Below are 23,057 nucleotides of genomic sequence, written 5' to 3' on the forward strand. Positions count from 1 at the left end.
TATTTATATATAGCCTAGCTATCTATTTTTTATACTCAGTTTATCAATCCTGTTATTAAGCTCATTCATTTTGATGACTATTGTATTAAGTGTATTTGTTATATTTTCTTGAAAGTCATTTTTTATATTTTTGATTTCATTATCTCTATTTATTTTTTCTGTATTTGCTTTATTGAATGGGTGATTACTCATTGCATTTTTTATCATATTCATAAGCACATAAATATATCTGCTCGTTGTTGTATTAATATTTGAATGTCCCATCATCTTGCTTATTAAATAAGTTTCTGTTCCGCTTTCTGCCATATCAGTTGCAAAACCACGTCTAAAAGAATGGCAGGTTATTTTTACCTTATTTCTTTTTGATATTACTCTCATAATCATAGTCATAGTTTCTATTGCTAAATCCTGACCATTATTTTTTATAAAAAGATTATTCTGTTCTTTAATTTTATTTTTTCTTAATATCTCATCACGCTCTGCTATATAATCAATTAATACATCTTTGATCATATCAGAAAAAACAACTATGCGAGGCTTACTTCCTTTGGTTTTATAAATAGTTATAGTTTTGTTTTCAAGATTAATATTTCTAATATCTATTCCTGCAGTTTCCTTTCTGCGAATGCCTGTGTTTGACATTAAAAGCATCATTAAAATATTTCTTTGATTTGTGAAACTTTCTTTTGAAGTTCTTTCTATTTTTTTTATGATATCTAAAGTTTGATTTGCTTTTATCACCAACTGCTCTTTTATTATTGGCTTTGGTCTTTTTATATCATCAAAAGTATCTATCAATATTTTAGCTTCTATTATTTTTTTCTTATGCAAAAACTTCAGATAACTTTTAACAACATTTATTCTGCAGTTGATAATATCAGATGATAATTGATGTTCTGTTTGGTATGATATATATTTTTCTAATAATTCTTTATTTATATTTTTGTATAGAACTTCAGTACTACAAATATATAGATAATCTTTTTCAGCGAAAATAGAATAATCATTATCTTGCTTAATTATGAACTTAAAAAAATATATAATATTATTTTTATAAGTTTTTACAGTTGATGGGCTTTTATCTATAGAAAGATAATCAGAAAATTGAATAATAAAATTGACATCTTTGGAATAATCATAAAGATTATATTTTTCAGCATTAAGCATAAAAAACAACTCCATTTTTATTCTAAAAAATTTGCTTGACTTTTGAAAAAGAATAGAGTTGTTTTCTTAGATGTAATTATTATCGTCTTAAATAATTTTTCATTAAATATTTTTATATAATTATTGACAAAGTCATTTTATTTTATTAAATTTTTAGTAAACAATAGAAGTGAGGGTTATATGTTAATAGCATTTATGATATTTATTTTTATAATAGTTATAGCTAGTTTTTTATATAGTTTTACTTTCTCTAAAAAATCAAATGTTGAAAAAGTTAATAGCAATGATCACATAGAAATTACTTTTGAATATAATGAACCTAGAAAAACAGGTAAATTATTAAGGGACTTTCCTGCTAATTATACCATAATAGATGTTGAAACTACAGGATTAAAACCTAGAGAAGATAAGATAATAGAAATAGGAGCCATTAAATATAGAGATAATAAAGAAATAGATTATTTTTCAACTTTAGTAAAAGTAGATTATATTCCAAACTTTATAAGTTCATACACAAATATTACTAATAAAATGGTAAAAAATGCACCTAGAGTAGATGAAGCTATAAAACAATTTTATGATTTTGTAGGGGATGATATATTAGTTGGTTATAATGTTCCATTTGATATAAAGTTTTTATATGATGCTTTATATGAAGTTAGTAATGGAGAACTTTTATTAAATAATGATTTTATTGATGTTATGTATATAGCTAAAAGAGTATTAAAAGATTTAGAAAATTATAAGCAAGTAACAGTTGCATCATATTATAACATTAGTATAGATAATTTGCATAGAGCTATGGGAGATTGTAAATTATGCAGTGCTATATATGAATGTTTACAAAAAGATATACTTGAAAAATGGGGAGCATTTAATAAGTTCTACAAAAAATATCCGAAAATAAAAAATAAGATTGAAAATAACAAAAATGAATAATTCTTTTGCTATTCATATTGATTGCCTATTTTTATGAAAAAGTTTAAAATTAATTTATATTAATTTCTAAAAACCATAAATTATATTTTTATTCTCAAGGGCAGGAGTTTAAGCTTCGCCCTTATTTTTTATATTCAGTCATAATCAATAAAAAAGATTAATAAAGATTATAGTATAAAGTTTTTTTCTTAAAAGAAATCATAAACCTTAATATTTTGTATATATGGTATAGAATAAAAAATATTTTTTTAATCTGATAAAAAAATATTTTTACTAAATAAAAAAGGAGGTAAATTATGACTTTTAATTTAGAAAAAGCTATTAGAGCAATATTTGTTATAGTTAATACCGTAATTGCTCTAATAGACATATTCAAAGATTAAGGTTAATACCTTATTAAAAGCACCAAATATAGAGCAATATATTTGGTGTTAAAATTATAATATTAAAATAAATAATATCAAGGAGTTGTATATGGCTAATGAATTAGAAAAAAAAGAAGAGTTAAAAAAAGCACCCAAAAAACTGCACTGGGCTTTTACAGCCCCAGAAGAATGTATTAATGAAATGAAAGACTATGCAAGAAAGTACAATATGTCTTTAGGCGAATATATAGAGGCTATTCATAAAAGATATTTAGAAAGCATACAAAAAAAATAATAAAAAAATACAAGGCTGAAACTTGGCAAAGTTACAGCCCTTAATCCAACATATTAGTGAGTCTAATATGCAAAAACTAAACCATATTTATTTTATATTAATAATTAATAATATCAATATAAAATATATTAATAAAAAATAGAGCAGAACTTTAAAAAAGCTCTGCCCATAAAACATTTTATTATAATTTAGGAGAAAAAAATGGTAGATGAATAGTAATATTGATTATTTATTATTTATCGCCTTCAAACTTTGACTGATAACTTTTAAATCCAGCAAGTCCAAGCAAACCACCCATCAAAAATGGAAGAGCTTCACCAAGCCTAACATCTTTAGAAAAAACCAAAAACGCTATACAAACAAGCATAACCGCCGAACCTAATAAGCTGATTAAACGCATACTAGAAAGATGGCCAGTCTTTGAACATAGAAGTAAATCTTTAAAGGTATTAAACATAAATAACCTCTGTAATAATTTTTTAATATAAAAAACTTAAAAATAAAAAATTGGGAGCATCTGCTTGATTTATCAAGCAGATACTTAAAGCGGACAATTTTTTATATATAAAATAAAAAGTAAATCTTTTAATACGTTCATAATGCGTCCTACGAAATTACAGCTATAAAAAACATCACACATCCGTAAGTTAATTTAATAAAATAATATATTGATGTTTTTTCTTTAATAAGAGCTTTTAATCTCTCAGTAAAAGTTCCTTCAATCTCATTCATAAACTTGTTATAGTATTTTACTATTCTAATGAAAGTAAAAACTACCATAACACCTATTAAAAAAATTAATATTAATTTAAACATATTCACTCCTTAAAACTATTTATAAACTTTTAATTTTTCTGCTATTATCTTAAAACTATTAATAAATACCTCTTTTATTTTTTCTCTGTTATTTTCTAATTCTGTTATTTTACTTTCTTTTACTTCAAATAAAGTTCCTATCTGCTTGTTTTGATTATTGAACATATAAACAGTTTCAATAGGAAGATTCTCACTTTCTATAACTTCTGATATTTGCCTAGCCATACCGTAAACATTAACATCAAATAAATAACTAAAATATATATACGGATGGAAATATTCATCTTCAATATGACCTTCGCAGCACTGACTAGTTTTATATCCTTTTTTGTTTAACTCTAAAATGATATCTGCTATATTTTTATCAATGCGTATAAAATGTATTAATTCTCCGCATTGACAAATCATTTTATCTTCATAAAGAGTATTGCACTTAGGACAAAAATTATAATGCTCTTTACTGTTTAAAATATTATGTTTAAATAATGTATCAAATTGTCTATTCATTATTATATCCTTTTAAATTGCTGGCTGTTTAGGACATTCAAAATATATAATATTTTCTTTATTTGCTATTAATCCATTAATTGCTATATAAGCATAAAGAGGTCTTTGATTTACAGTTTGTATTGTATATCCTGAATATTCATAGCCTTTGCCATTTTCAAAAAAATCTTCTATATTGCAATTTACATAAAAATTAACAGTTGTGTTTGGTGGGGTTATTGAGCCTTTTAAAATATATTTTCCACCTATTAAGTGAATACCAAAATCCTCTGACATATTGTATCTAACAGAATTAGCATATCCTATATCATAAGGACATATTACATTAGGATTGTATATTTTATCTGAGCTTATATTAATATTTGCCGATTGATTTTTACCCAATATAAAACATATATATAAATAATTATTTTGATAAACTGAGAAATATTGTGTTCCAGTTGTTTGATTCATTATTAAACCAACTAATTTTCTAGCATCTATATTTAATGTTTTATTAACTCTTATAACAGATGCTTCTGCTGAACTTATAAGTTCAATAGTTCCAAGAAGATATAAAGAACCATCACTTTTTTTTATTAATTTTACTTGGCTTAAATCTCCAAAGCAATTACTATTAATTTCTATATCAGATTCTCCATTATTTAAAGTAATTGTAGTCTTTTCAAATGAATATACTTCCTCTTCAAAAGTTTCTCCAGTATCAGAAGGCGGTTTAATCACAGAGCCGCTTTCCAAAGCAAGCAGACGTTCATGAATATCTTTTATAGTTGCAACAGGAGCTTCATTAGCTTGTCCTCCTTTTATTTTTTCTATATTTGATATTATTTGATTAATATCTTCTGCATACACAGTTTCTTCGCTTTGCCTTGCAGATACTTCTTTATATTCGTTAGGTTTACTTAAAGCCATATAAAACTCCTAAAAACATGGATGTTTTTATACAGCTGCTACACGGAGGTAAAAGCAGCTGTATACATATTATTTATTTTTTATATAAGTAATAATTCGTTCCTACTTGTATGTTGTACCAGAGCTGCCATTCTCCTATCTTTATAATGCTTTCTTGGTATCTTCTCATTAAATCTTGCCGATTTGTTACGGACTTGATTATAAATATTTTTGGCGGTGTAGAAAGCGGTACTTTGACATATTTTGTTTTTGTACTGCATGAAGTTAATATCATTAAAATACTTATAAAAATTATTAGATATATTATTAAATGTTTCATTTTCTGTCCTTGTCAGTAATTCTTCATCTATATTTTTAATCATTAAACTAGAATTACTAAAACTATTTTGAAACTTCTCATTTTCTTTAATAAATAATATTTCATTTTGAAGCGTTTGATTATTAAGCTCCAAGCCCTTAATATCTTCCTGATACTGAGCAATCTCTTTTTCTTTTTTATGTATTTCACTGTCTTTAGCAGCTATTAATACTATAAAAATAGAAACTATTAAAACCATTATGACTGCTATAATGATTTTTTTGTTTATTTTGGACAAAAAGCCCGTTATTATTGTAATCATATATACTCCTATTATTATATTTTTTAATCTTTTTTATTTAATAAAATAAAGAATAGCTTTTATTATTACTATGCTCAAAAAAGCCTATAAGTAAATCGATAATAAATTATCGATTTGGCTTTTTTTCACTTTTTTCTTATTTAGTAAAATAAAGAACAGCCCCTATTATAGTACCTATTGCTGTAAGAAGTCCTGCTATACCCACAACCGCTTTTTGAAACTTATGCAAGGTAGCAACAGTAATATTACCTTCTAAACTTTTCTTTATTTCTTTTAATTCTTCATCTATTTTATTTTTATATTCCTGTATTTCAGTTAAAAAATCTTTTACATGATTTTCCAGCTTTTCTATTCTCAAATCTATTTTGATAAAATCTTCTGACAAATTATCTAAATATGTATCATAGCTTTTTATATCATTTCTCAGATTTTTAATTTCTTCTTTCACTTCTTCTACTTTATGAATAATACCGTTTCCATTTTTTGTGCCGTCCTCATTATATCCGACTTGAAGTTCCAAACGGCTTAATCTTTTTTCTAGCATAGTAGTTTTAGTTTCTCTAGTTGTTGCCATTACTTTAACCTTCTAATATTTTTAAAATATTATTATATCTTTCTTCTCTGTCTTCAAGTCCATTGTACCCGCCGTTAATAAGTTTAGTAACTCCTTTCACATCGCCTTGACGGGCAAGTAAACCGCAGCCTTTCTCCTTCCAAAATAATAATGCAATCTCTATAGCATTATTAGGCTCTTTGGCAAGGTCTGGATTATTAACTAAGTCAGCATTTATTTTTTTACCATAGTTTTTATAATTATTTTTTCCAGTAAGCTGAATAATGCCTCTGCCTCTATATTTATAGCCTTCATCTTGGCCATTACCCAAACGTCCGCCATAAACAAAGTTGCCAATAGCCTCAGCTCCCTGAATACATAACTTTTTAGCATTTTCCAAACTTCCAACTCTTTTTTTGAATACCTCAAAAAGCCTTTGCGGAGTGTATCTGAAGCTCTCTTCAAGTCTTTTATAATTATTGCTTTCATGAGTTGTTTGTGCCAAGAACATAGCAGCTTCTTTTATGTCTGTAATACCATGTTTTTGAAAAGCATTATTTAATGGTAAAAGCCATTTCTTATTTATACCGATTTTATTTAATGTATTTTCATTTAGCATAGATTAAGCCTCTTTATTTTCTATATTGCTGTTATGCTCGTATTCGCCTAAAAATCCCGCTATACTCCAGTATAGCGGCGGCTCATACTCGCTTATTATTGCTTATTATTTACTTTCTTCTTTTTTTAATTCATATACTTTTATATATTCAGTTTTTTGTTTCTCTTTTGCTATTTGGAGTGTTACTTCTCTTTGCTTTAAGACTTTAATCTCTGTTTCTATATTCACTATAGCTTCACTGTATTGATATGATGTATTTTCATGCATTGATATGTTATATCCGTTATGAACTACTTTGCCTTCATGTTCTTTTAATAATGCAAGAACATCATCTTTTAAAGCCTCAATATTTTCTTTATTTTTTTTCTCTTCATTTTTCAGTTTTATATATTTTTCTATTAATGAAGTTTCTTTTTTATTTAATTCTGTTATACTTTCTTTTGCCATGTTTTATCCTTATATCTATATTCATACACTTATATAAAAAAATATAAGGATAATTCATTGCCTAAAGAAAAAATTATAAAATATACGGCATTATCTGTATCATTGAATCCTGAAGTTCTTTCTTTATACTATTTAATTTTTGGGATACATTACTTTGAGACATTTTTAATTTTTCTGCTATTTCTTTTTGTGTATATCCTTTTGCAAGCAGTTCCAGCATTTCTCTTTGATCTTTTTTAAGTAATGCTATTATTATTCTTTTACTGTCTCTATCTTCTACTTTTGAAAGTCCGAAAGTATATATAACTTTAGAAATATCTGTTTCAAATACATTAAATGTAGCATCAGAATAAATATCATTGTTATTTTTTTTATTTCTTATTGCTTTTTTCATATCATCACATAACTCTCTGCATTTATCTCTCTTATGACATAAATTGCAGGTATTAGTATTTTTTTTCATTTTTTATCTCCTAAATTATTTATATACTCTGCTATTTTTAAAGCATCATAAGTATTGCAAATATTTTTAATCTTTAATTTTTTTTTCGCAGAATCTATATCATTTTTCAGCTCAATATACTCAGTGTAATTATTGCTGTATGCTATATCTTCTAAAGACATATTATCTATTGTAATAACTCCTAAACTCGTAATCATAATCTACCCCCTATAATTGTCTTAATTTTATAATATTGTCAAATATATTAAGTTTAAGTATTTCACACTTACAAGGCTTTATATAATAACTTCCATCTTCTCTTTTATATTCTATCTCTACTATATCAAATAACTTTAGAAAATCTAAAGTTTCATAATATTCAAATGTATAATACTCTTTTAATATATATCTGCTTTTCATTATTTCATTAGATAAGCTCACTGCATCTTCTTTTCTTTTTAATAAAGTTTCAAACTCTTCATGTGCATTTATCCTATGTCTTTTTTTAGCTTCCTCTTCAAAATCAGTATTTTTATATGTTGACTTTAATAAATCATATTTAATGCTGCAGCTTGATAAATACTCATCACTTTCTACTGTTTTATCAACCCTGCCCATACAGTACTGTTTTATTTTATATTTGGCTTCATTGCTGCGAAATCTTGTACTGATAAAATCTATTTTATTATTATCTATTTCTAATCTTCCTTGCTCTAAAAAAGAAAGTTCTCCTATCAAATCAAGTGTAGTCTTTTTATTATCATTATCAAGTAAAACAGCGATTTCTCTTGAACGTTCTTCTTCAATCTGCCAATTTTCTATATTATAATTTTCTTTAATGTATGCTATGTTTTCATAATCTTCTAAAATCTCTCTAATGAGAGTTAAAGATTTATAAGGCGGTATATCTATTTCTGCATATATCTCATATAAATTATCATTAGTATCTATTATAGAATGTACTTGGTTTTTTCCCCTAAAAATTAACTGTCCTTTTTCTTTATCTAATGTCCATACTCTTTGACTTCCTTTTCCATCATTATAATCTTTAAACTCAGGTATAAATATCTCCAATTCTCCGCTTATAACCTTACCATTTTCACGTTCTATTATTTCATTTTCACTTTCTGGTGTTTCTATAAAATATATATGCGGCTTCAATTTATTATTATCAAGCGGATCATTTCTATTAACAATACTCTCTATTGCATGTCTTGAAGTGTCGCATATTTCAAAAACTACTTCAGGAATCAAATCAGGATTTAGTATGCTTGGAGTATAATATTTTATAGGTTTTAATTTTACTGTAATGCCATGTCCAGCTGCTAAAGTTCTGCATGTGTCAATTATATCTTCACCGCTTTGCACATTCTCTGGGAAGTTCTTTAAGTCAGGATATTCTTTTTCACTGAAAACATTTTTAGGAAGCTCAGCAGAAAAAGAAGCTCTTATATCTGATGCTGTTATTGTTACAGTTTCTAAAAAAGCATACTCAGGTTTTTGAATAAAACCAGAGAATATAATTTTTGAATCCGAAAAATCACTGCCGTCAAATACCTGCCTGACTAAAAATCTATTACCATATAAATTACTAAAATCATCAAAAAGTCCGTCATCATTTCTTAAAGTAACAGACATTTCATTTGTTTGAATAGTATCAAATGCAAGTGAATCGCCTTCTATATCCGCTGTATCTATTTCCTCCACTCTAGGCTCTACATACATATTATTTAATTCAGTAATTAGGCGACTGCCCGCCTGTGGCGAATTATTATTACTATCAAGCACCGAAGGTGGGCAGGTGTCCCATTCACGTGTGGAGAATAATTTTTTAATATTTATAATAATATTCTTTTTACTGTAAGGAGTTTCAAAGTTATTAAAATGCACGGCTATATAATTAATATTATCTTTTTTATATTGATAATAAGATTTATTCTGTTTATAAAGAGCTTCTAAAGAAAATACTTCTATATATCCTCTGTCATTATCCACACTTACAGAGCCAATATTATATAAATTATATAATTCATCTTCTTGAATATTAAATAATTCATTAAAATAAGAACTGCTGTATAATGAGTATATTTCATTAATACTTGCAGTCCATACACCTCCGAAAGGTGCAAATATTAATCTAGTATCAGGACTAGAAATATCAAGCTCTATAATATTAGCAAAACTCTTAAGCATTTTATAAACCTACTATTTCTGCATATACTCTATAACTGCTGAGCCGTCTTGTCCTTTTTCTCCATTAGCAACAACACCATTGCTGTTACTATTAGTACCTCCATTTCCTCCAGCACCAACTATTATTTTTATTTTACTTGCCGTACCAAGCATAGCTCTTGTAATATCTACTATAGCAGCACTTCCGCTTCCTCCGCCTGCTGTACCAGTGTATGCTCCTGTTACTACTCCTCCATCCCCTCCATTACCTCCGCTAGCCAATGTTATATTATTTAATTTTCCGCCTTTTGCTATTCTGTTAGTACTTAATCTATTTAGAGCTTCACCCTGTACCCCTTGAATTAATTTTCCGCTTCCTGTAGCTACTCCTCCGCTTCCTGCTCTCTCACCAAGTTGTCCATCTATATTTCCTGATTTACCGCCGCCGCCTGCTCCGCAAGTTGTTATAACTTTATCATTTATTAATATTTGGGAATTACCTCCTGAAGCTCCTTCAGAACTATAAACACATCCGCCGCCGCCGCCTGAAGTTATATGTACTGTAATGCTATTAACATCACTTGGAAAATTAAACTCATGAGTACCAACACCAAAGTTCACTGTTTTTCTTTTTAATGTTTGACCTTTTCTTTCTATATCATTAATGTTCCAATATTTCTTTTCTACATATCCGCCTAAATTAGCATCATATTTCATTGATATTCTTAAATATTTTTCTGCACATTTTCTTTGAGAATCTAAATTATAAAAGCCTCTGTTCTCATAATCATAAGTAGGAAATCCATTGCCGACTGTTTCACTATATCCGCCTGCTATTTCTGCTCTTAAATAATCATTGTCTTTATTATTAGAATCCCTTACTATAACAAGTTTAATAAATCTTAAATCCTGCTTAATTACGCCGCCGCTGCTAATATTATCATTGAGTTTTATATTCTCATTTGTTTCAAATAATCTGCCTTCAAACTCGCAAATACTTCCTGCTAAAATATCTGGAAGTTCTCTGTCTGTATCACTCCAATGATTTAATTTTATACCGTCAAAAGCAGTATGAAGCATACGCATTTTCTGCATAATAATATTCTGCTGTCTATAGCTATCTAATAAATTAGTTGGATTTTCTACTGGTTCTTTAATTACCCTAAACATTAATATACTCCATTATTGCTAAGCTCGCCTCACACTATAGGAGCGAATAAGCAGGCTTATTCGCTTGTTCGGCTCGCTTAATTCCTGATATGTGTAATTAATTTTTTAATACACTTCATTATTATAATTGTCTAAATAATATCCATTATATCTATTGCCGTCATAATACATATAGTAAGCTATATATTTATATATCTCTCCATTAACTTCTTTATAAAATCCGCCAAGCTCTTCATTATAAAAACAATCAAGATTTGTAACCAATTCTGCAATTAAGTTTTTGCCGTTATTAGACAGTTTCAATCTTATATATCTATTTCCTTCATCTTTGCTGTTATCAATAAGTTCTATATCCTCTTTATTTTCATATATGGAATTGCAAAATAAACAAATAGAGCCTTTCATTAAAGTAGGCGGATATATATCTAAAAAATGATTAAGTTTAATTCCTTCAAAAGCTGTATATAAAAATCTAGTTTTCTTTAATAATTCATTTTGTTTTTTATATCCCTCTTCAATAGTAAGAGGTATACAGGAAGGCTCATAAATAATCTCAAACATTATTTTATCTCCCTAAATGTAAGCTCTGTAGAATACTGATATAAATCATTCTTTCCTTTCTTAAAATCTATTTTATCATTAGTACATACATAAAGCCCTGATTTCATATAATATTTTACAGATACATTTTTTGACTTAATAGTTGAAACATTTTTATCTCCATACTTGGATAGTCCGTATTTACTTATATTATATTTTGCTGTTTCCATATTCGATGATTTACTAGCATATTTTGCTTTTCCATATTTGCTTATATTATATATTGCATATTCTTTATCTGGACTTATTGTTTCTTCTATCCATACTTGAAGAACAAAAGGTTCAAAATTACTAATATCAAAAAAGTTAATGATTTTTTCTCTATCATCATTAGTCAGATACGGAAAAGATACTTTCCAAGTATCATATCTTTTAAAAGGAAGTTTTCTATAAAAATAATGACCTGTTAAAGAAAAATATGGATTATGAGTATAATTAACAGTATGCGTTTTGCTTTTATCATGAGGAGGGAAATCCACGCCTTCGCCTATTATTAAATATCCGCATTCAAGTATATTGCCGTCTTCATCTTTGATAAAAGTTATTTTGACTTTTATAAACTCTACAGCAGCTATATTATGAATAGCTTGTTTATTTATTATATTAATATTATATGTAAGCAGATCATTATTAATATTTGTTATTTCTAATTTTATTTTTTTAGCATTTGTATTAAATATTGCTATTTCATTTATAATGCCGTTTCCTAATAGTGTTAAACTTCCTTCACTTTCACTTGCAAACTTTCCAACTTCAAGAGTTTGATAATTAAACATATTAGAAATAGAAAAAAAATCATCTTCACTAGAGAAAGTATATTCAAAATTATTAAAAATATTATTCCATAATAGCCTCATAATATTCCCCTTTGTGATACTACCTTAACGCCTCGTTTACTTAGATTAAGCATTGTGCTTGCAACTATCTTTCCGTCAAGCATCAAATAAACAGGCTGATTGAATATAGTTTCTGACTGTGTATTTACTTCATATATTCCATCATTATTTTTAGCAGCTTCAAAAATCTGACTTCCTATTTTTGATAGTATTCTATCTTCAAGAGGTATAACCGCTTCATCGCTTGCACCCTCTCCAATTACAGCATTAATTCCTCCGTTTCTTCTCTCTACAAGTCCGCCTTTTGCCAAGTATTTAGGTTCACTCGGTTTAGCTTGAGATAATGTCGCCAAATTAACAGCACCGCCTGCAATAATTCCTGCTAAAGTTGCATAGGCTATTAAAGGCATTGGAAAAGGACCAGCACTCATAGCTGATGCCAATGCACTTATGGCTGCCTGTGCCATAGAAGCTGACGCCTGAACTAAAGACATTTTCCAGCTTTCCATTTGCGAATTATATTCTAGCTTCATCTTATCATTATTATAGTTTTTCTCTACTTCCATCTGCTTAGCTTTGGCTTCTTCTTCTATTTGTATTTTAGCTAGTTCTTTTTGTTTCTCTTCAAGTTCAGCTTTTATTCTCTCCTGCTCATAAAGTCCTAAAGCAACTTTTTGCCTATTCTGTAATTGTTTTATTTCATTTAATAAACTCTGCTTTTGCGAGTCCTCCATTATTCCTATAGCTTCAAGCCTTGCATTTTTTTCTTCTTCTATCGCTTCTAATGCTGCCTCTTTTCTTTCCTCATTTTTTTCTATTTCAAACTCTATAGCCTGTATTTGCATTTCCTGTATAGCAGAATAAAAATCATTTGTATATCCTATAGTGTCATTAAGCATTTGAAGCCAATTCGCACTAAAATAATCTGAAAAACTTTGAGTAGGTGTTTTCCAAAGTTCGCCGAACTTCTCTTTTAATATTTCTACCTGTTCAGTTGTAAGTTCTAATTCATTAGTTATGCTTTCTATTCCGCTTCTTACTATTTCACTTTTCTGTCCCTGCTGTTCAGCTTCGCTTACTTTATCGCCGAACTCTTCAGCAACAGAAACGCCTCTTTCATAAGCGGATATACTATTTTCTATTTCTTTTACTAATTCAGAAAATCTGTCAGTTTTGATACTGTCTAATGCGTAGCCGTAATTATCACTTAAATATTTTATTTGATTAGCATTTAAGTTTAGTACCGTACTCATTTCTGTGAGTATAGCACCTACTTTGTCTTTTTTAGCTTCTAAAGCCTCAGCATCACTGATTTCAGCTCCCATATTACGAAGATTGCTTACTCTGCGATTTTCCTCTGCCTCTGCTTTTTTTAGTAAAGCTAAATAATCTTCATAAGTTTTTGTTTTATCTTTTACAGCATCAGATTTACCTTTTATTGCATTAATGCTCTTTTCATTAGCTTCTTTTTCTTTAGTCTCTAAATCTATTCCATCTCTAGTTAGAGACTGTCTTAAATGCATGCTTTGATTTAAGTCATTTCTTTGTTTTTCTAATGTATTTAATGTATTTTCTACTTCTGATAATTTTTCATAATCAGAACTCTTTAATATCTCATCATTGGCTTGGCTTTCTCCCATACCAGATGCATATAAAGAACTTCTTAAGTTTTCAACAGCAGTATTATATATTTTGCTCTTTTCTTCTAATTCTTTTATTTTTGTTTCTATAGTTTGTATTTGTATACTTTCTTCTGCCGTTCTATAGTCTTCTAACTTCATAGTAGCAGAATCTATATATGTAATTCCGTCTAAAACTACAGTTTTTAAATTAGGATATAGTCTAGTAAGTTTATCAGTTACTTGGTTTAATCTTTCAGTAGCTGCTGCATCTAACTCTTTGGCACTAGCTAGTTTTTGATACTCTTCAAATAAACCTACATCTTTAAAAGAATTATCATTTAATTCTTTTGTGCTGTTAGCTAATTGGTTTGAAGTATCTATTAATGCTTTATATTCCTGATTTAATTTATATGCTTTTACTGCTAAAGCACCAAGTCCTACGGTTAAAGCTGTTATAATACCAACAGGACTTGCAATCATTACTGTATTTAATGCTTTCCAAGCTGTACTTAATCCTTGAATAGAGCTTGCGGCTGTCTTTAATGTAGATACCGCATTTTTAAAATCTTTTATAGTTTTCTTAGCTTCTGTTATTCCTTTTGAAAGTCCTACTATACCTTTTAATGCAGGACCAAAGCCTGCTGCTAAAGCAACAAAGCCTACACTTACTGCCTGCAAAGGTGCTGGCAAGTCGCTGAATGTTTTTATTAAAGATATAATAGTAAGAATCATTTTTTCAGCTATAGGTACTATTTTATCTTGCATAACAGGAAGTAAATCTTCATTAACAACAGGAAGTAAACTATTTCCAAGCTCTACTACTAAAGCACTAAGCTCTGCTTTCATTTTTTCAAACTGTCTTGCTGGACCGTCATCTATTTTTTTGAATGCCTCAGCTGTAGCTCCTGCCGAATTATTCATCTGATCTAAAGCATCTTTAAACTTATCTGCATTCTTTCCAGATAAAGCTAAACCAGCATTTGCTGCCTCAACACTGCTGAACATACTAGAAATATCTTTTCCGCTTTTATCAGCTTTTTCAGCAAGCATTTGAAGAGCTTCCTGTAAAGTTCCTCCTTGCTCTATAAACTCTTTAAAGCTTTTTCCTGCTATTTCTCTAAATGCTATATCTGTAATGCTTCCTTCTTTATTAAGTTCTACTAAAGCCTGACGAATCTGTGTTGTTGCAACAGAAGTAGGAGTTCCTTGTGCAGTCATTACAGCAATAGCAGCTCCTATATCTTCAAACTTCACTCCTAAAGCTGAAGCGGTAGGAATAACATTAAATAAAGATTTTGATAACTGAGTAAAGTCTGTTTTTCCTAGCTTCAGTGTTTGAAACATTATGTCTGAAGCTCTATTAGTATTAAGAACTTCTGTTCCATAAGCATTAGTAACAGAAGTAAGTCCGTCAACTGAAGTTTCTAATTCAGCAACACCTGCAATAGCAGCTTCGCCTGCCGTTTTTAAGAACTCAAATACATTTTCACGTGGAACTCCTGCAGAAAGTGCTTGATAAAGAGCTTTAGTTGTTTCTTCTGGAAGTTTGCCTATTTCTTTACTAAACGCTAAAGTTTCATTTTTTAATTTTTCAAAACCTTCATTGCTTAATTTAGGAAGAAGAGTAAGAACCTCACGCATTCCATTATCAAAATCAGTAGCTTTTTTAGTAGCTAATGCAAAAGCTGTTGTCCCTGCTGCTATTGGCACAGTTAAACTTTTAGTAGCTAAAGAACCGAACTTGTCAAAAGATTTTCCTATTTTATCAAAGCCTTTTTCTAAGTCTGTTGTTTTATCTTTAAGTTTTCCAAATGCCTCAATAGCTTGAGAAGCATCTGCATTAATATATACATTTAATTTACTCATTATTGCTAAACTCAAAAAAGCCTTTGAGAAAATCGATAATAAATTATCGATTTGGCTTTTTTTCGTTTTTTATTCCTTTTTTATTATTGCTAATTATTTACCGTAATAGTTTCTATTTCCCATAAACCTTGTCTTTCTTTTTTTATAGTTTTATTTCCCTGTTTTATTTCAGATGAAGAATTGTTTGATTTAGTTTTCTCTTCTACTTCTATAATATAAGGCAAATTTAAAGAAGCTGTATAATAGAGCAGAAGTCTTTGCAAACTCATCTCCATCATACAGTCTTCTGTCCACCCATAGCTATTAGCTAAATGTGCAAATAACTTTATTAATTCTATTTTTATTAGTTTTCTTTTTTTTTATCCTCATTAGGAGCATCAATTCCTGCTTTATAAAAGCCGTCCATTATCATTCTGAATATTTTTATAAGCTGATCATAATTAAAATCTTCTAATATATCTTCTCGGCAGGTATTTTTATCCTGTCTTTGTATAAGAGGAATTACTATATCTTCTATCACAGTCTGTGAATCAAGAAAACCTTTCTCTGCTATAGACTGGCTATAATCACTTATTTTTAATGCCAAGCCCACAGGTATATCATTAACATTTATCTTGTATTTGCCAAGTTTGGCATAAACTGCTTTTTTATTACTAAACTCTTCTAAATCTACAATTTCTATATCTGCCATATTTCAGATCCTTATATATTTGCATTTATATTTACTTCTATATCTTTTACAATATCTTCACTGCCTGTTTTTTTAGCTGTGATTTTTAATGTAGCTGTACCTTCTGCCTTTCCTGTGATAGTGAAAGTTTTAGTTTCAGCTTCATAGCTCACATCAAAAAACTGCTGGTCTGGAGGCTCTACTGTATGTGTTATCTCGTCAGCATTTGAAGTTAATACTACAGTATCATTTTCATCTGCTCTTATATCTACATTTGGTTTATCACTTTCTAAAGTTAAAGCTTCTGGAACCGCTTGTATATTAATAGATATATCTTTAGTAATATCTTCACTGCCTGCTTTTTTAGCTGTGATTTTTAATGTAGCTGTACCTTCTGCCTTTCCTGTAATAGTGAAAGTTTTAGTTTCAGCTTCATAGCTCACATCAAAAAACTGCTGATCTGGAGGCTCTACTGTATGTGTTATCTCGTCAGCATTTGAAGTTAATGCTACAGTATCATTTCCATCTGCTCTTATATCTACATTTGGTTTATCACTTTCTAAAGTTAATGGAACATTAGGTTCACTTTCTGTATCTGATGTTTCCTCTTCTGTATCTTTTATTTCTTCTTCATCTTTACCTACAGACTGTTCATCTTCATACCATGCAAGCTGCTCTCCGCTTTGCTGACTGCCTGCTAAAGTCGCTGAGAAACTTAATTTCCCTACCAACACATCCTGTGCTTTATCAGAAGGGAAGCTAAACTCTAAGCCGCCTGCTATTGAAGCCTGCGGTAAATATATTCTTAATTCTTTACTCTCAGCATTAGTATTAACTATCATTATGCATTTAGGTTTGATTGTAGAACTTTTTCCTCCTGTTGCCATGCGTACCATTTTAGGCATAGTTCTAGTATATGTAATAATTAAAGTATCTGTGCTAGGAGATATTTTAGTATCTGTAATTTTTATTCCATTAGTTCCTATTTTTTCGTAGCTTGATTCTTCTATGCGAATATTTCCCATAGAGTTTTTCTTTTCTACTTTAGTTATTGTTACTTCGCTTCCGTCTGCATTTCTAAATGGAACTTTTATTTCTTCACCTCTTTTATATGTATCTGATTCTACTATATACTGTTTTGTAACTTCTGTTTTACCATCATAGCTGTCTATATTATCTATACCGCCTCTTGCCTCAGCATAGTTTTTGAAATTAATTTCTAAACTGTCAAGAGTTAATTCCATTTTATGTTCTGTCACTAAAGTAGCTATAGTTCCTGCATTGTCGCTTTCTATATCTGATGTAGTTATAGTTTCTTTTACAGCAACACTGCGTGCTGCTCCTATATTTATAAGTTTATCAAATCTATCTCCTATCAAAACTTTGGCACTTCCGTATCTTATTGTTTTTTTTTCTTGCACACTTGTTTGACTCATAATATCTCCTTATTGTTATTATGCTAGCTTTATATTAATATTTATATAATATTTCTATTATTGTCATTGTCTGATATGCATTATCTATACGAGAATGGCTTTCATTGCTTATATCACAGCCGCATATCTCAATATTATCTATCTTTTTTTTCAAACTATTAAAATACTTACCTATTTTTTTCTGAAGAGTTAATGCATGTTCTAAACTTGTAGAATAAACACTAACTTGATAAATATCTCTTGAATATTCAAACTCATATTTAGGATTTGAACTTTGAAGAGAATAAACTATATAGCTTTTATCATTATCTACATTGCTGTCCTCAACAAAATCCAAATAAACACCTGCCGTTTTTTTATCTTCTTGAGTAAGACTTTTTAATAATTGATAAATTACTCTATGCATATTTATAAACTCTATTTATTATTAGCTTTTTGTATTACTATATTCAAAGCACTTTTGACTGCCTCTTCTATATTCTCTCTGTTTGATTCAAATAGAGGTATTAACAAAGGCACTTCATTTTTATATTTATTTCCATATTCATTAAAAAAAGCATAATACCTATCGCCTTGCTCTTTATACCATTTTATTTTATTTTTCTCAGGTGCTGTGCCTCTTTTTCCGCTAATTGTAGTAATCTTAACATTGCTTTCAGTATTACTCTTTTTGTTTATTCTTGTTTCTTTTACAGTAAAATATTTATCAAAAGTCCAGCCTCTGCTTTTTGCTTTTGCATTAGCTTCTTTTGCTATTCTTCTAGCTTCTTTTAATGAGGCTTTTTTTACTTCATTCTTAAAATCAATTCCTAACTCTTCTAAAGTTTTCCTGAACTCATCAAACCCTGTAAGAGTTACTTTATTTTTTTCAGACATATTACTCTCTATTGTCAGCTTTTTTATTATTTACTAATTTCTTTATTGTAAATATGCATTCTATATTTTTATATGAAACATTCTCCATATTAATGACTTCATAGATATCATTTTCACGGTTTATTTTGGCCATCATTCCTTTGGTATCAAACTCTTTGAAATAATGAGTATGTACTTTCAAAGTTCTTGTTAAATCTTTTCTTTTACCCTGCTGTATATCTTTATATGTTATATCTTCAATAGAGCATTTTACTTTTCTTAATTCTATTAATTCATTACTTCCTGTTCCGTTTCCATTATCTATATACTTTGTTCTATAAAAAGTTATAGTATGAATTAATTTTCCAACTTTCATTATTGTTATATTCGCCTCGCCTAATAAAAGCGAATAAGTAAACTTATTCGCTGGCTTGGCTCATCTCCTATAGAGTAAACTTTTCCCTTGCAATGGCCAATAATCTATGAACACCTTTCAAAGCAACTTCCTCACTTTGACTGGCTTCTCCTGTTTTGCTTTCAAAATAATGAGCAGCAAGTCCAAGAATAGCATACCTAACTTCAGGAGGACAATCGGCTCTTTTGTATTCTATTTCATTAGCTTTATTACAATAGCCGATTGCACTGTCTAAAGTCAGATGCAGTATATCATCATCATAGTCAATGCCTTCTAAGTTTAGAAACTTTTTGAACTCTGACAAAGTAACTACTTTATTATCTTCGCTCGCTACAAGCCCCGACAATCCCGAGTGATTAGTATCACTCGGCGGGCTTTCCGCTTGCTTTTCTTCGTCATCATCACCTTCTTCGACTACTTTTCTGACATCAATGTCTATACTATTAATATCTTCAGTATCACTGCTCATATATAAAAGCCTTATTAAAAATTATTAAGCTGCATACGCTTGATCATTTGGAAGTAATCTTACAAATGCTGATTTTTGAATAGGGGCACCGTCTCCCCAATATCCTACTTGGAAACCTACCTGATTTGTTTTGCTGTATAACTCATGCAAAACTTGAAGTTCCATAGACAAGCTGTCAAAAATCCAATAATATTTTAAGTTTGCTAAGAACCCAAAATATTTTGTAGCTTCCAGCTTATCTTCTATAAAGTCATTTTGCACAACTGGTATACCAAGTAAAATACTAGGCTGTCCCGCTATTAAACTTTCCTGCCAAATAGGACGGTCCTGCTTATCTTTTAATTTTCTTAAAGCAGCAACTGCTTTTTTATTAAGCATCCATACCGCTCCGTTTTGATATCCGCCTTTCAATCCGCTTACTGCATCTACTAAACCATCATAAGTTATAGCAGCACTTGCAGTTCCTACTTTTATATCTCTGTCAGTTGGAATAGCTGCTGTATTATCTGAAGTTTGAGCAAATATACCTAGAGGTTTATCCTGTCCATTTCCATATAAATAATTATGCTCTAATGTAGAAGCCAATTTATATACTATTCTCTCCTCAACTAAACCTTGAATATCTATGTTGCTTTGCTTTATTAATCTTTTACTAAGTTTAACTAACTTAGTTAATTGATTAGCCTTCATTTCTCTTTTTCCAAAAGACATATTTGTATCTTCTGTAACTTCTGCGATTTCTGCTGTCCAATCAAGATCATTTAAATCACTGTCAAGTGTAGGTATTCCTATGCTTGCATATCCGTTCATAGCAGGAATGATATTTGCTCTTTTTCTTATCTGTACTGCATCATCTAAGTCTTTTATAATTTGCTTTACTAGATACTGAGGTGCTATAGTATATCCGCCGCCTTCGGCAACGCCTGCCTGAAGTGTTTCTCTTATTTCTTTATCATTGCCTGATCTAAACCATCTGTCAACTTTAGCTCTTAATTCAGCTTCGTTATCATCAGCAGATGAATTGTCCAAATTATCAGCTAAATTTCTTTTATTCATAGAAGATTTAGTTTGAAGTGATAGAAGTTTATCATTTCTCTCTATTTCCTTATTTCTATTTTCTATATTCTTCATTAAAGTATCTATATCATTATCTAGTTTTGATATATCTTCTTTTTTATTTTCTCTCTCTTCAATACTCATAGCAGAATATGCTTGTCTTTTTTGCATAAGTTCATCAATAGATTGTAAATCTAAAGCATTTTCATTTTTTAGTTTTTCTATTAAAGCTCTCAATTCTTCTGGTGACATAATTTGATACTCCTTATTATTATTTATTTTTTATTTTTAGATATTTTATTTTTTGTTCATATTCTTTATTTCTATAATCAAAATCATCATTCTCTATAGGTATAGATTTATCAGGCGGTTTTGCCGATAGGCACCTACTCGGTGGAATATATACATCTTCATTTTTATGCCTAACATTCGTTTGAGGATAAGCTGGAAATGTTACTAATGATATTTCATGCAAAGTGATTTCTTCTACTTCACGTATAGGCATTCCGTATTCTTTTAATGTTTCTTTATCATCAATCCAATTATCTCTCACTACTTTGAATCCGAAAGACATCTGCTTTATATCGCCTCTGTCCACGCTTTCTTTCAAATCTCTTGCCCAAGTAGTATTTGGCATAGAAACTTCAAAATATAACCCTTTTTCATCTTCTCTTAAAATTAATGTGCCAGAACTCTTTCTGCCTAGAACATATCTTGTATCATGTCCCCATAAACATACTTGATCATTTTCTAATAATGATTTAGTGAAAGCTCCTCTGTTTATACGCTCTCTAAATAAATCTCCATAGAGAGGCTCACTTAAAGAATTATATACAATAGCATAGCCTCTTAATTTAAGAGGCTCACCTTCTGTGTCTGTACTTTTTTGAATATTAATATCTATACTTCTAATTTCATTATTACTTGCTGGCATCTTTATATTCCTCTTCTAATTTTTTATTTTCATTATTATTTATATTAAAGTCTTGATTGCTCTCATTTTCTGAAGTTTCATAAACTGTTTTTATTGGTCTTATTTGCTGAGAAACGAAATACTCATCTCCGTATTCATCATCTACTTCGTTAAGGTTTTCCAGTATCCGCCATTCATTTCTAGTGAGAACACCATTATTTAATTTTATTTGGTTAGCCTGCTGCCTTGTAAGAGTATCGCCTCTCAAAAGTCCGTCTAAATTAAACTCTATATTATATTTTTTTCTTTCTAAATTATTTAATAAATAGCCATTCAATGCTTTTTCTATACGAACGCACCACGGTCTTATTGTGTGCGTTACAAACTCTATACTTTGATGTTCTATATTATTATTTGTACTCCTGCTTAAATCACCAATTAAATGTGGAGGTACACGGAACACTCGGCATATTTCCTCTACTGAAAATCTTCTGCTTTCTAAAAACTGTGCATCTGACAAGTTCATTGTGATAGGGTCTATTTTCATTCCTTCTTCAAGAACAACAATACCTTTTTCCCAAGCATCTCTGAAACTTTCTTTGAGATTTTGTTTGGCTTCTTTGCTTAATTGTTGCGGATGCGAAATAATTGGAACTTTTTTAACACCATTAGAAAAGAAATCTAATGCAAAATTATCCTGATAAAGTCCAGTAGTTATTTGCTTACGCATCATAGCTATTGGACTGTATCCTATCACTCCGTTCCATCCAAGTCCTGCTATATGCATAACTTGAGACGGAGATAAAGTAATTATTTCTCCATCATCTGAATATTCAAACATTTTATTGCCGTTTGAATCTCTATATATTTTAATCTTATTTGAATCTATTAGATAAAGTTCTGTTACTCTGTTGAAATTATCCCTTACTACTTCTACAAAGCCGTTGCCTTGAAGAAGTATTTGAGTGATTAGACTTTCTATAAATGATACTGATGTGCATTCTTCATTAGGAGCGTCATGCAATAATCTATATAAAGAATGATCTTTAGCTTTTATTTTATTATTTCCATTTACTTTATATACAAAAAGCGGTAAAGTAGCTATTGTTTCAGCAATAACTCTCACGCATGCAAATACTGTAGAGAAAGTTAAAGCAGTATTTGGATTGACTGCTGATAAAGTTTTATCATTTTGAATTGATAAAAAATTACTGCTGTCAATATAGCTGAAATCAGGAAACAGCCATTTTTTTATATAATTCCTTATATTTTTTATTACAGACATATATATATAA

The 23,057-nt window shown here is 29.3% G+C and carries 28 protein-coding genes; 2 read left to right on the plus strand and 26 right to left on the minus strand.

Features of this window, described 5'->3' with window-relative positions:
* Positions 1-18: 18 nt before the first annotated feature.
* Positions 19-1,167 carry a tyrosine-type recombinase/integrase gene (locus BMUR_RS11260; protein WP_013114689.1) on the minus strand — a complete coding sequence of 383 codons (1,149 nt, stop codon included), beginning with the start codon at positions 1,165-1,167 and terminating at the stop codon, positions 19-21.
* A gap of 180 nt (positions 1,168-1,347) precedes the next feature.
* Here BMUR_RS11260 and BMUR_RS11265 point away from each other — a divergent pair, with 180 nt between their 5' ends.
* The gene (locus BMUR_RS11265; protein ID WP_013114690.1) at positions 1,348-2,106 is read left to right on the plus strand and encodes a 3'-5' exonuclease; all 759 of its coding nucleotides are present in this window, start codon (positions 1,348-1,350) and stop codon (positions 2,104-2,106) included.
* 474 nt (positions 2,107-2,580) lie between these two features.
* Entirely contained in the window at positions 2,581-2,766 is a 186-nt protein-coding gene (locus BMUR_RS11270; RefSeq protein WP_013114691.1) for a hypothetical protein, read from the plus strand.
* Positions 2,767-2,998: 232 nt separating this feature from the next.
* Here the strand turns inward: BMUR_RS11270 and BMUR_RS11275 are convergent, their stop codons facing one another.
* The 25 genes from BMUR_RS11275 to BMUR_RS11395 form a co-directional block, all read right to left on the minus strand.
* Positions 2,999-3,223 (minus strand): hypothetical protein, encoded by a 225-nt coding sequence (locus BMUR_RS11275; RefSeq protein WP_013113805.1) that lies wholly within the window; start codon positions 3,221-3,223, stop codon positions 2,999-3,001.
* Positions 3,224-3,372: 149 nt separating this feature from the next.
* Positions 3,373-3,582 (minus strand): hypothetical protein, encoded by a 210-nt coding sequence (locus BMUR_RS11280; RefSeq protein WP_013114692.1) that lies wholly within the window; start codon positions 3,580-3,582, stop codon positions 3,373-3,375.
* Between the two features lie 15 nt (positions 3,583-3,597).
* Positions 3,598-4,089, minus strand: coding sequence for a hypothetical protein (locus tag BMUR_RS11285; RefSeq protein WP_013114693.1), 492 nt, complete (start codon positions 4,087-4,089; stop codon positions 3,598-3,600).
* Between the two features lie 12 nt (positions 4,090-4,101).
* Complete coding sequence (locus BMUR_RS14805; RefSeq protein WP_013114694.1) at positions 4,102-5,001, minus strand: hypothetical protein; 900 nt, start codon at positions 4,999-5,001, stop codon at positions 4,102-4,104.
* An 80-nt stretch (positions 5,002-5,081) separates the two neighbouring features.
* Complete coding sequence (locus BMUR_RS11295) at positions 5,082-5,621, minus strand: hypothetical protein (RefSeq protein ID WP_013114695.1); 540 nt, start codon at positions 5,619-5,621, stop codon at positions 5,082-5,084.
* A 136-nt stretch (positions 5,622-5,757) separates the two neighbouring features.
* The gene (locus BMUR_RS11300; RefSeq protein ID WP_013114696.1) at positions 5,758-6,195 is read right to left on the minus strand and encodes a hypothetical protein; all 438 of its coding nucleotides are present in this window, start codon (positions 6,193-6,195) and stop codon (positions 5,758-5,760) included.
* Positions 6,196-6,199: 4 nt separating this feature from the next.
* A complete protein-coding gene (locus tag BMUR_RS11305) occupies positions 6,200-6,793 on the minus strand; it encodes a glycoside hydrolase family 19 protein (protein WP_013114697.1) in 594 nt (197 codons plus the stop codon).
* Positions 6,794-6,898: 105 nt separating this feature from the next.
* Positions 6,899-7,240, minus strand: a complete 342-nt coding sequence (locus tag BMUR_RS11310) for a hypothetical protein (protein ID WP_013114698.1) — start codon at positions 7,238-7,240, stop codon at positions 6,899-6,901.
* Between the two features lie 73 nt (positions 7,241-7,313).
* A complete protein-coding gene (locus BMUR_RS11315; RefSeq protein WP_013113812.1) occupies positions 7,314-7,703 on the minus strand; it encodes a helix-turn-helix transcriptional regulator in 390 nt (129 codons plus the stop codon).
* Positions 7,700-7,900 carry a hypothetical protein gene (locus tag BMUR_RS11320; protein WP_041749991.1) on the minus strand — a complete coding sequence of 67 codons (201 nt, stop codon included), beginning with the start codon at positions 7,898-7,900 and terminating at the stop codon, positions 7,700-7,702. Before BMUR_RS11320 ends, BMUR_RS11315 begins: the two co-directional genes overlap by 4 nt.
* Positions 7,901-7,910: 10 nt before the next feature.
* Positions 7,911-9,875 (minus strand): hypothetical protein, encoded by a 1,965-nt coding sequence (locus BMUR_RS11325; RefSeq protein WP_013114699.1) that lies wholly within the window; start codon positions 9,873-9,875, stop codon positions 7,911-7,913.
* A 12-nt stretch (positions 9,876-9,887) separates the two neighbouring features.
* Complete coding sequence (locus tag BMUR_RS11330; RefSeq protein WP_013114700.1) at positions 9,888-11,024, minus strand: hypothetical protein; 1,137 nt, start codon at positions 11,022-11,024, stop codon at positions 9,888-9,890.
* Positions 11,025-11,129: 105 nt separating this feature from the next.
* Complete coding sequence (locus BMUR_RS11335) at positions 11,130-11,585, minus strand: hypothetical protein (protein ID WP_013114701.1); 456 nt, start codon at positions 11,583-11,585, stop codon at positions 11,130-11,132.
* Positions 11,585-12,481, minus strand: coding sequence for a hypothetical protein (locus tag BMUR_RS11340; RefSeq protein ID WP_013114702.1), 897 nt, complete (start codon positions 12,479-12,481; stop codon positions 11,585-11,587). The genes BMUR_RS11335 and BMUR_RS11340 overlap by 1 nt, the downstream gene beginning before the upstream one ends.
* Positions 12,478-15,948: a phage tail tape measure protein gene (locus BMUR_RS11345; protein WP_013114703.1), complete on the minus strand. Its 3,471-nt coding sequence runs from the start codon at positions 15,946-15,948 to the stop codon at positions 12,478-12,480. The genes BMUR_RS11340 and BMUR_RS11345 overlap by 4 nt, the downstream gene beginning before the upstream one ends.
* Positions 15,949-16,037: 89 nt before the next feature.
* Positions 16,038-16,226 carry a hypothetical protein gene (locus tag BMUR_RS11350; RefSeq protein ID WP_013113818.1) on the minus strand — a complete coding sequence of 63 codons (189 nt, stop codon included), beginning with the start codon at positions 16,224-16,226 and terminating at the stop codon, positions 16,038-16,040.
* Positions 16,227-16,291: 65 nt separating this feature from the next.
* Complete coding sequence (locus BMUR_RS11355) at positions 16,292-16,639, minus strand: hypothetical protein (RefSeq protein ID WP_013113819.1); 348 nt, start codon at positions 16,637-16,639, stop codon at positions 16,292-16,294.
* 11 nt (positions 16,640-16,650) lie between these two features.
* Positions 16,651-18,054 (minus strand): hypothetical protein, encoded by a 1,404-nt coding sequence (locus BMUR_RS11360; protein WP_013114704.1) that lies wholly within the window; start codon positions 18,052-18,054, stop codon positions 16,651-16,653.
* Positions 18,055-18,088: 34 nt separating this feature from the next.
* The gene (locus BMUR_RS11365) at positions 18,089-18,460 is read right to left on the minus strand and encodes a hypothetical protein (protein WP_013114176.1); all 372 of its coding nucleotides are present in this window, start codon (positions 18,458-18,460) and stop codon (positions 18,089-18,091) included.
* Positions 18,461-18,471: 11 nt separating this feature from the next.
* On the minus strand, positions 18,472-18,930 hold the full coding sequence (locus BMUR_RS11370; protein ID WP_008730217.1) for a hypothetical protein: 459 nt from the start codon (positions 18,928-18,930) through the stop codon (positions 18,472-18,474).
* Between the two features lies 1 nt (position 18,931).
* Positions 18,932-19,285 carry a phage head completion protein gene (locus BMUR_RS11375; RefSeq protein WP_008730219.1) on the minus strand — a complete coding sequence of 118 codons (354 nt, stop codon included), beginning with the start codon at positions 19,283-19,285 and terminating at the stop codon, positions 18,932-18,934.
* 67 nt (positions 19,286-19,352) lie between these two features.
* Complete coding sequence (locus BMUR_RS11380) at positions 19,353-19,793, minus strand: head-tail connector protein (protein ID WP_013113822.1); 441 nt, start codon at positions 19,791-19,793, stop codon at positions 19,353-19,355.
* 24 nt (positions 19,794-19,817) lie between these two features.
* Complete coding sequence (locus tag BMUR_RS11385) at positions 19,818-21,101, minus strand: phage major capsid protein (RefSeq protein ID WP_013113823.1); 1,284 nt, start codon at positions 21,099-21,101, stop codon at positions 19,818-19,820.
* Between the two features lie 19 nt (positions 21,102-21,120).
* Positions 21,121-21,783 (minus strand): HK97 family phage prohead protease, encoded by a 663-nt coding sequence (locus tag BMUR_RS11390; protein ID WP_013114177.1) that lies wholly within the window; start codon positions 21,781-21,783, stop codon positions 21,121-21,123.
* Positions 21,770-23,047 carry a phage portal protein gene (locus tag BMUR_RS11395; protein ID WP_013113824.1) on the minus strand — a complete coding sequence of 426 codons (1,278 nt, stop codon included), beginning with the start codon at positions 23,045-23,047 and terminating at the stop codon, positions 21,770-21,772. The genes BMUR_RS11390 and BMUR_RS11395 overlap by 14 nt, the downstream gene beginning before the upstream one ends.
* Positions 23,048-23,057: the final 10 nt, after the last annotated feature.

Source organism: Brachyspira murdochii DSM 12563 (genome assembly GCF_000092845.1).
In the GTDB taxonomy this organism is placed as follows: Bacteria; Spirochaetota; Brachyspiria; order Brachyspirales; family Brachyspiraceae; genus Brachyspira; species Brachyspira murdochii.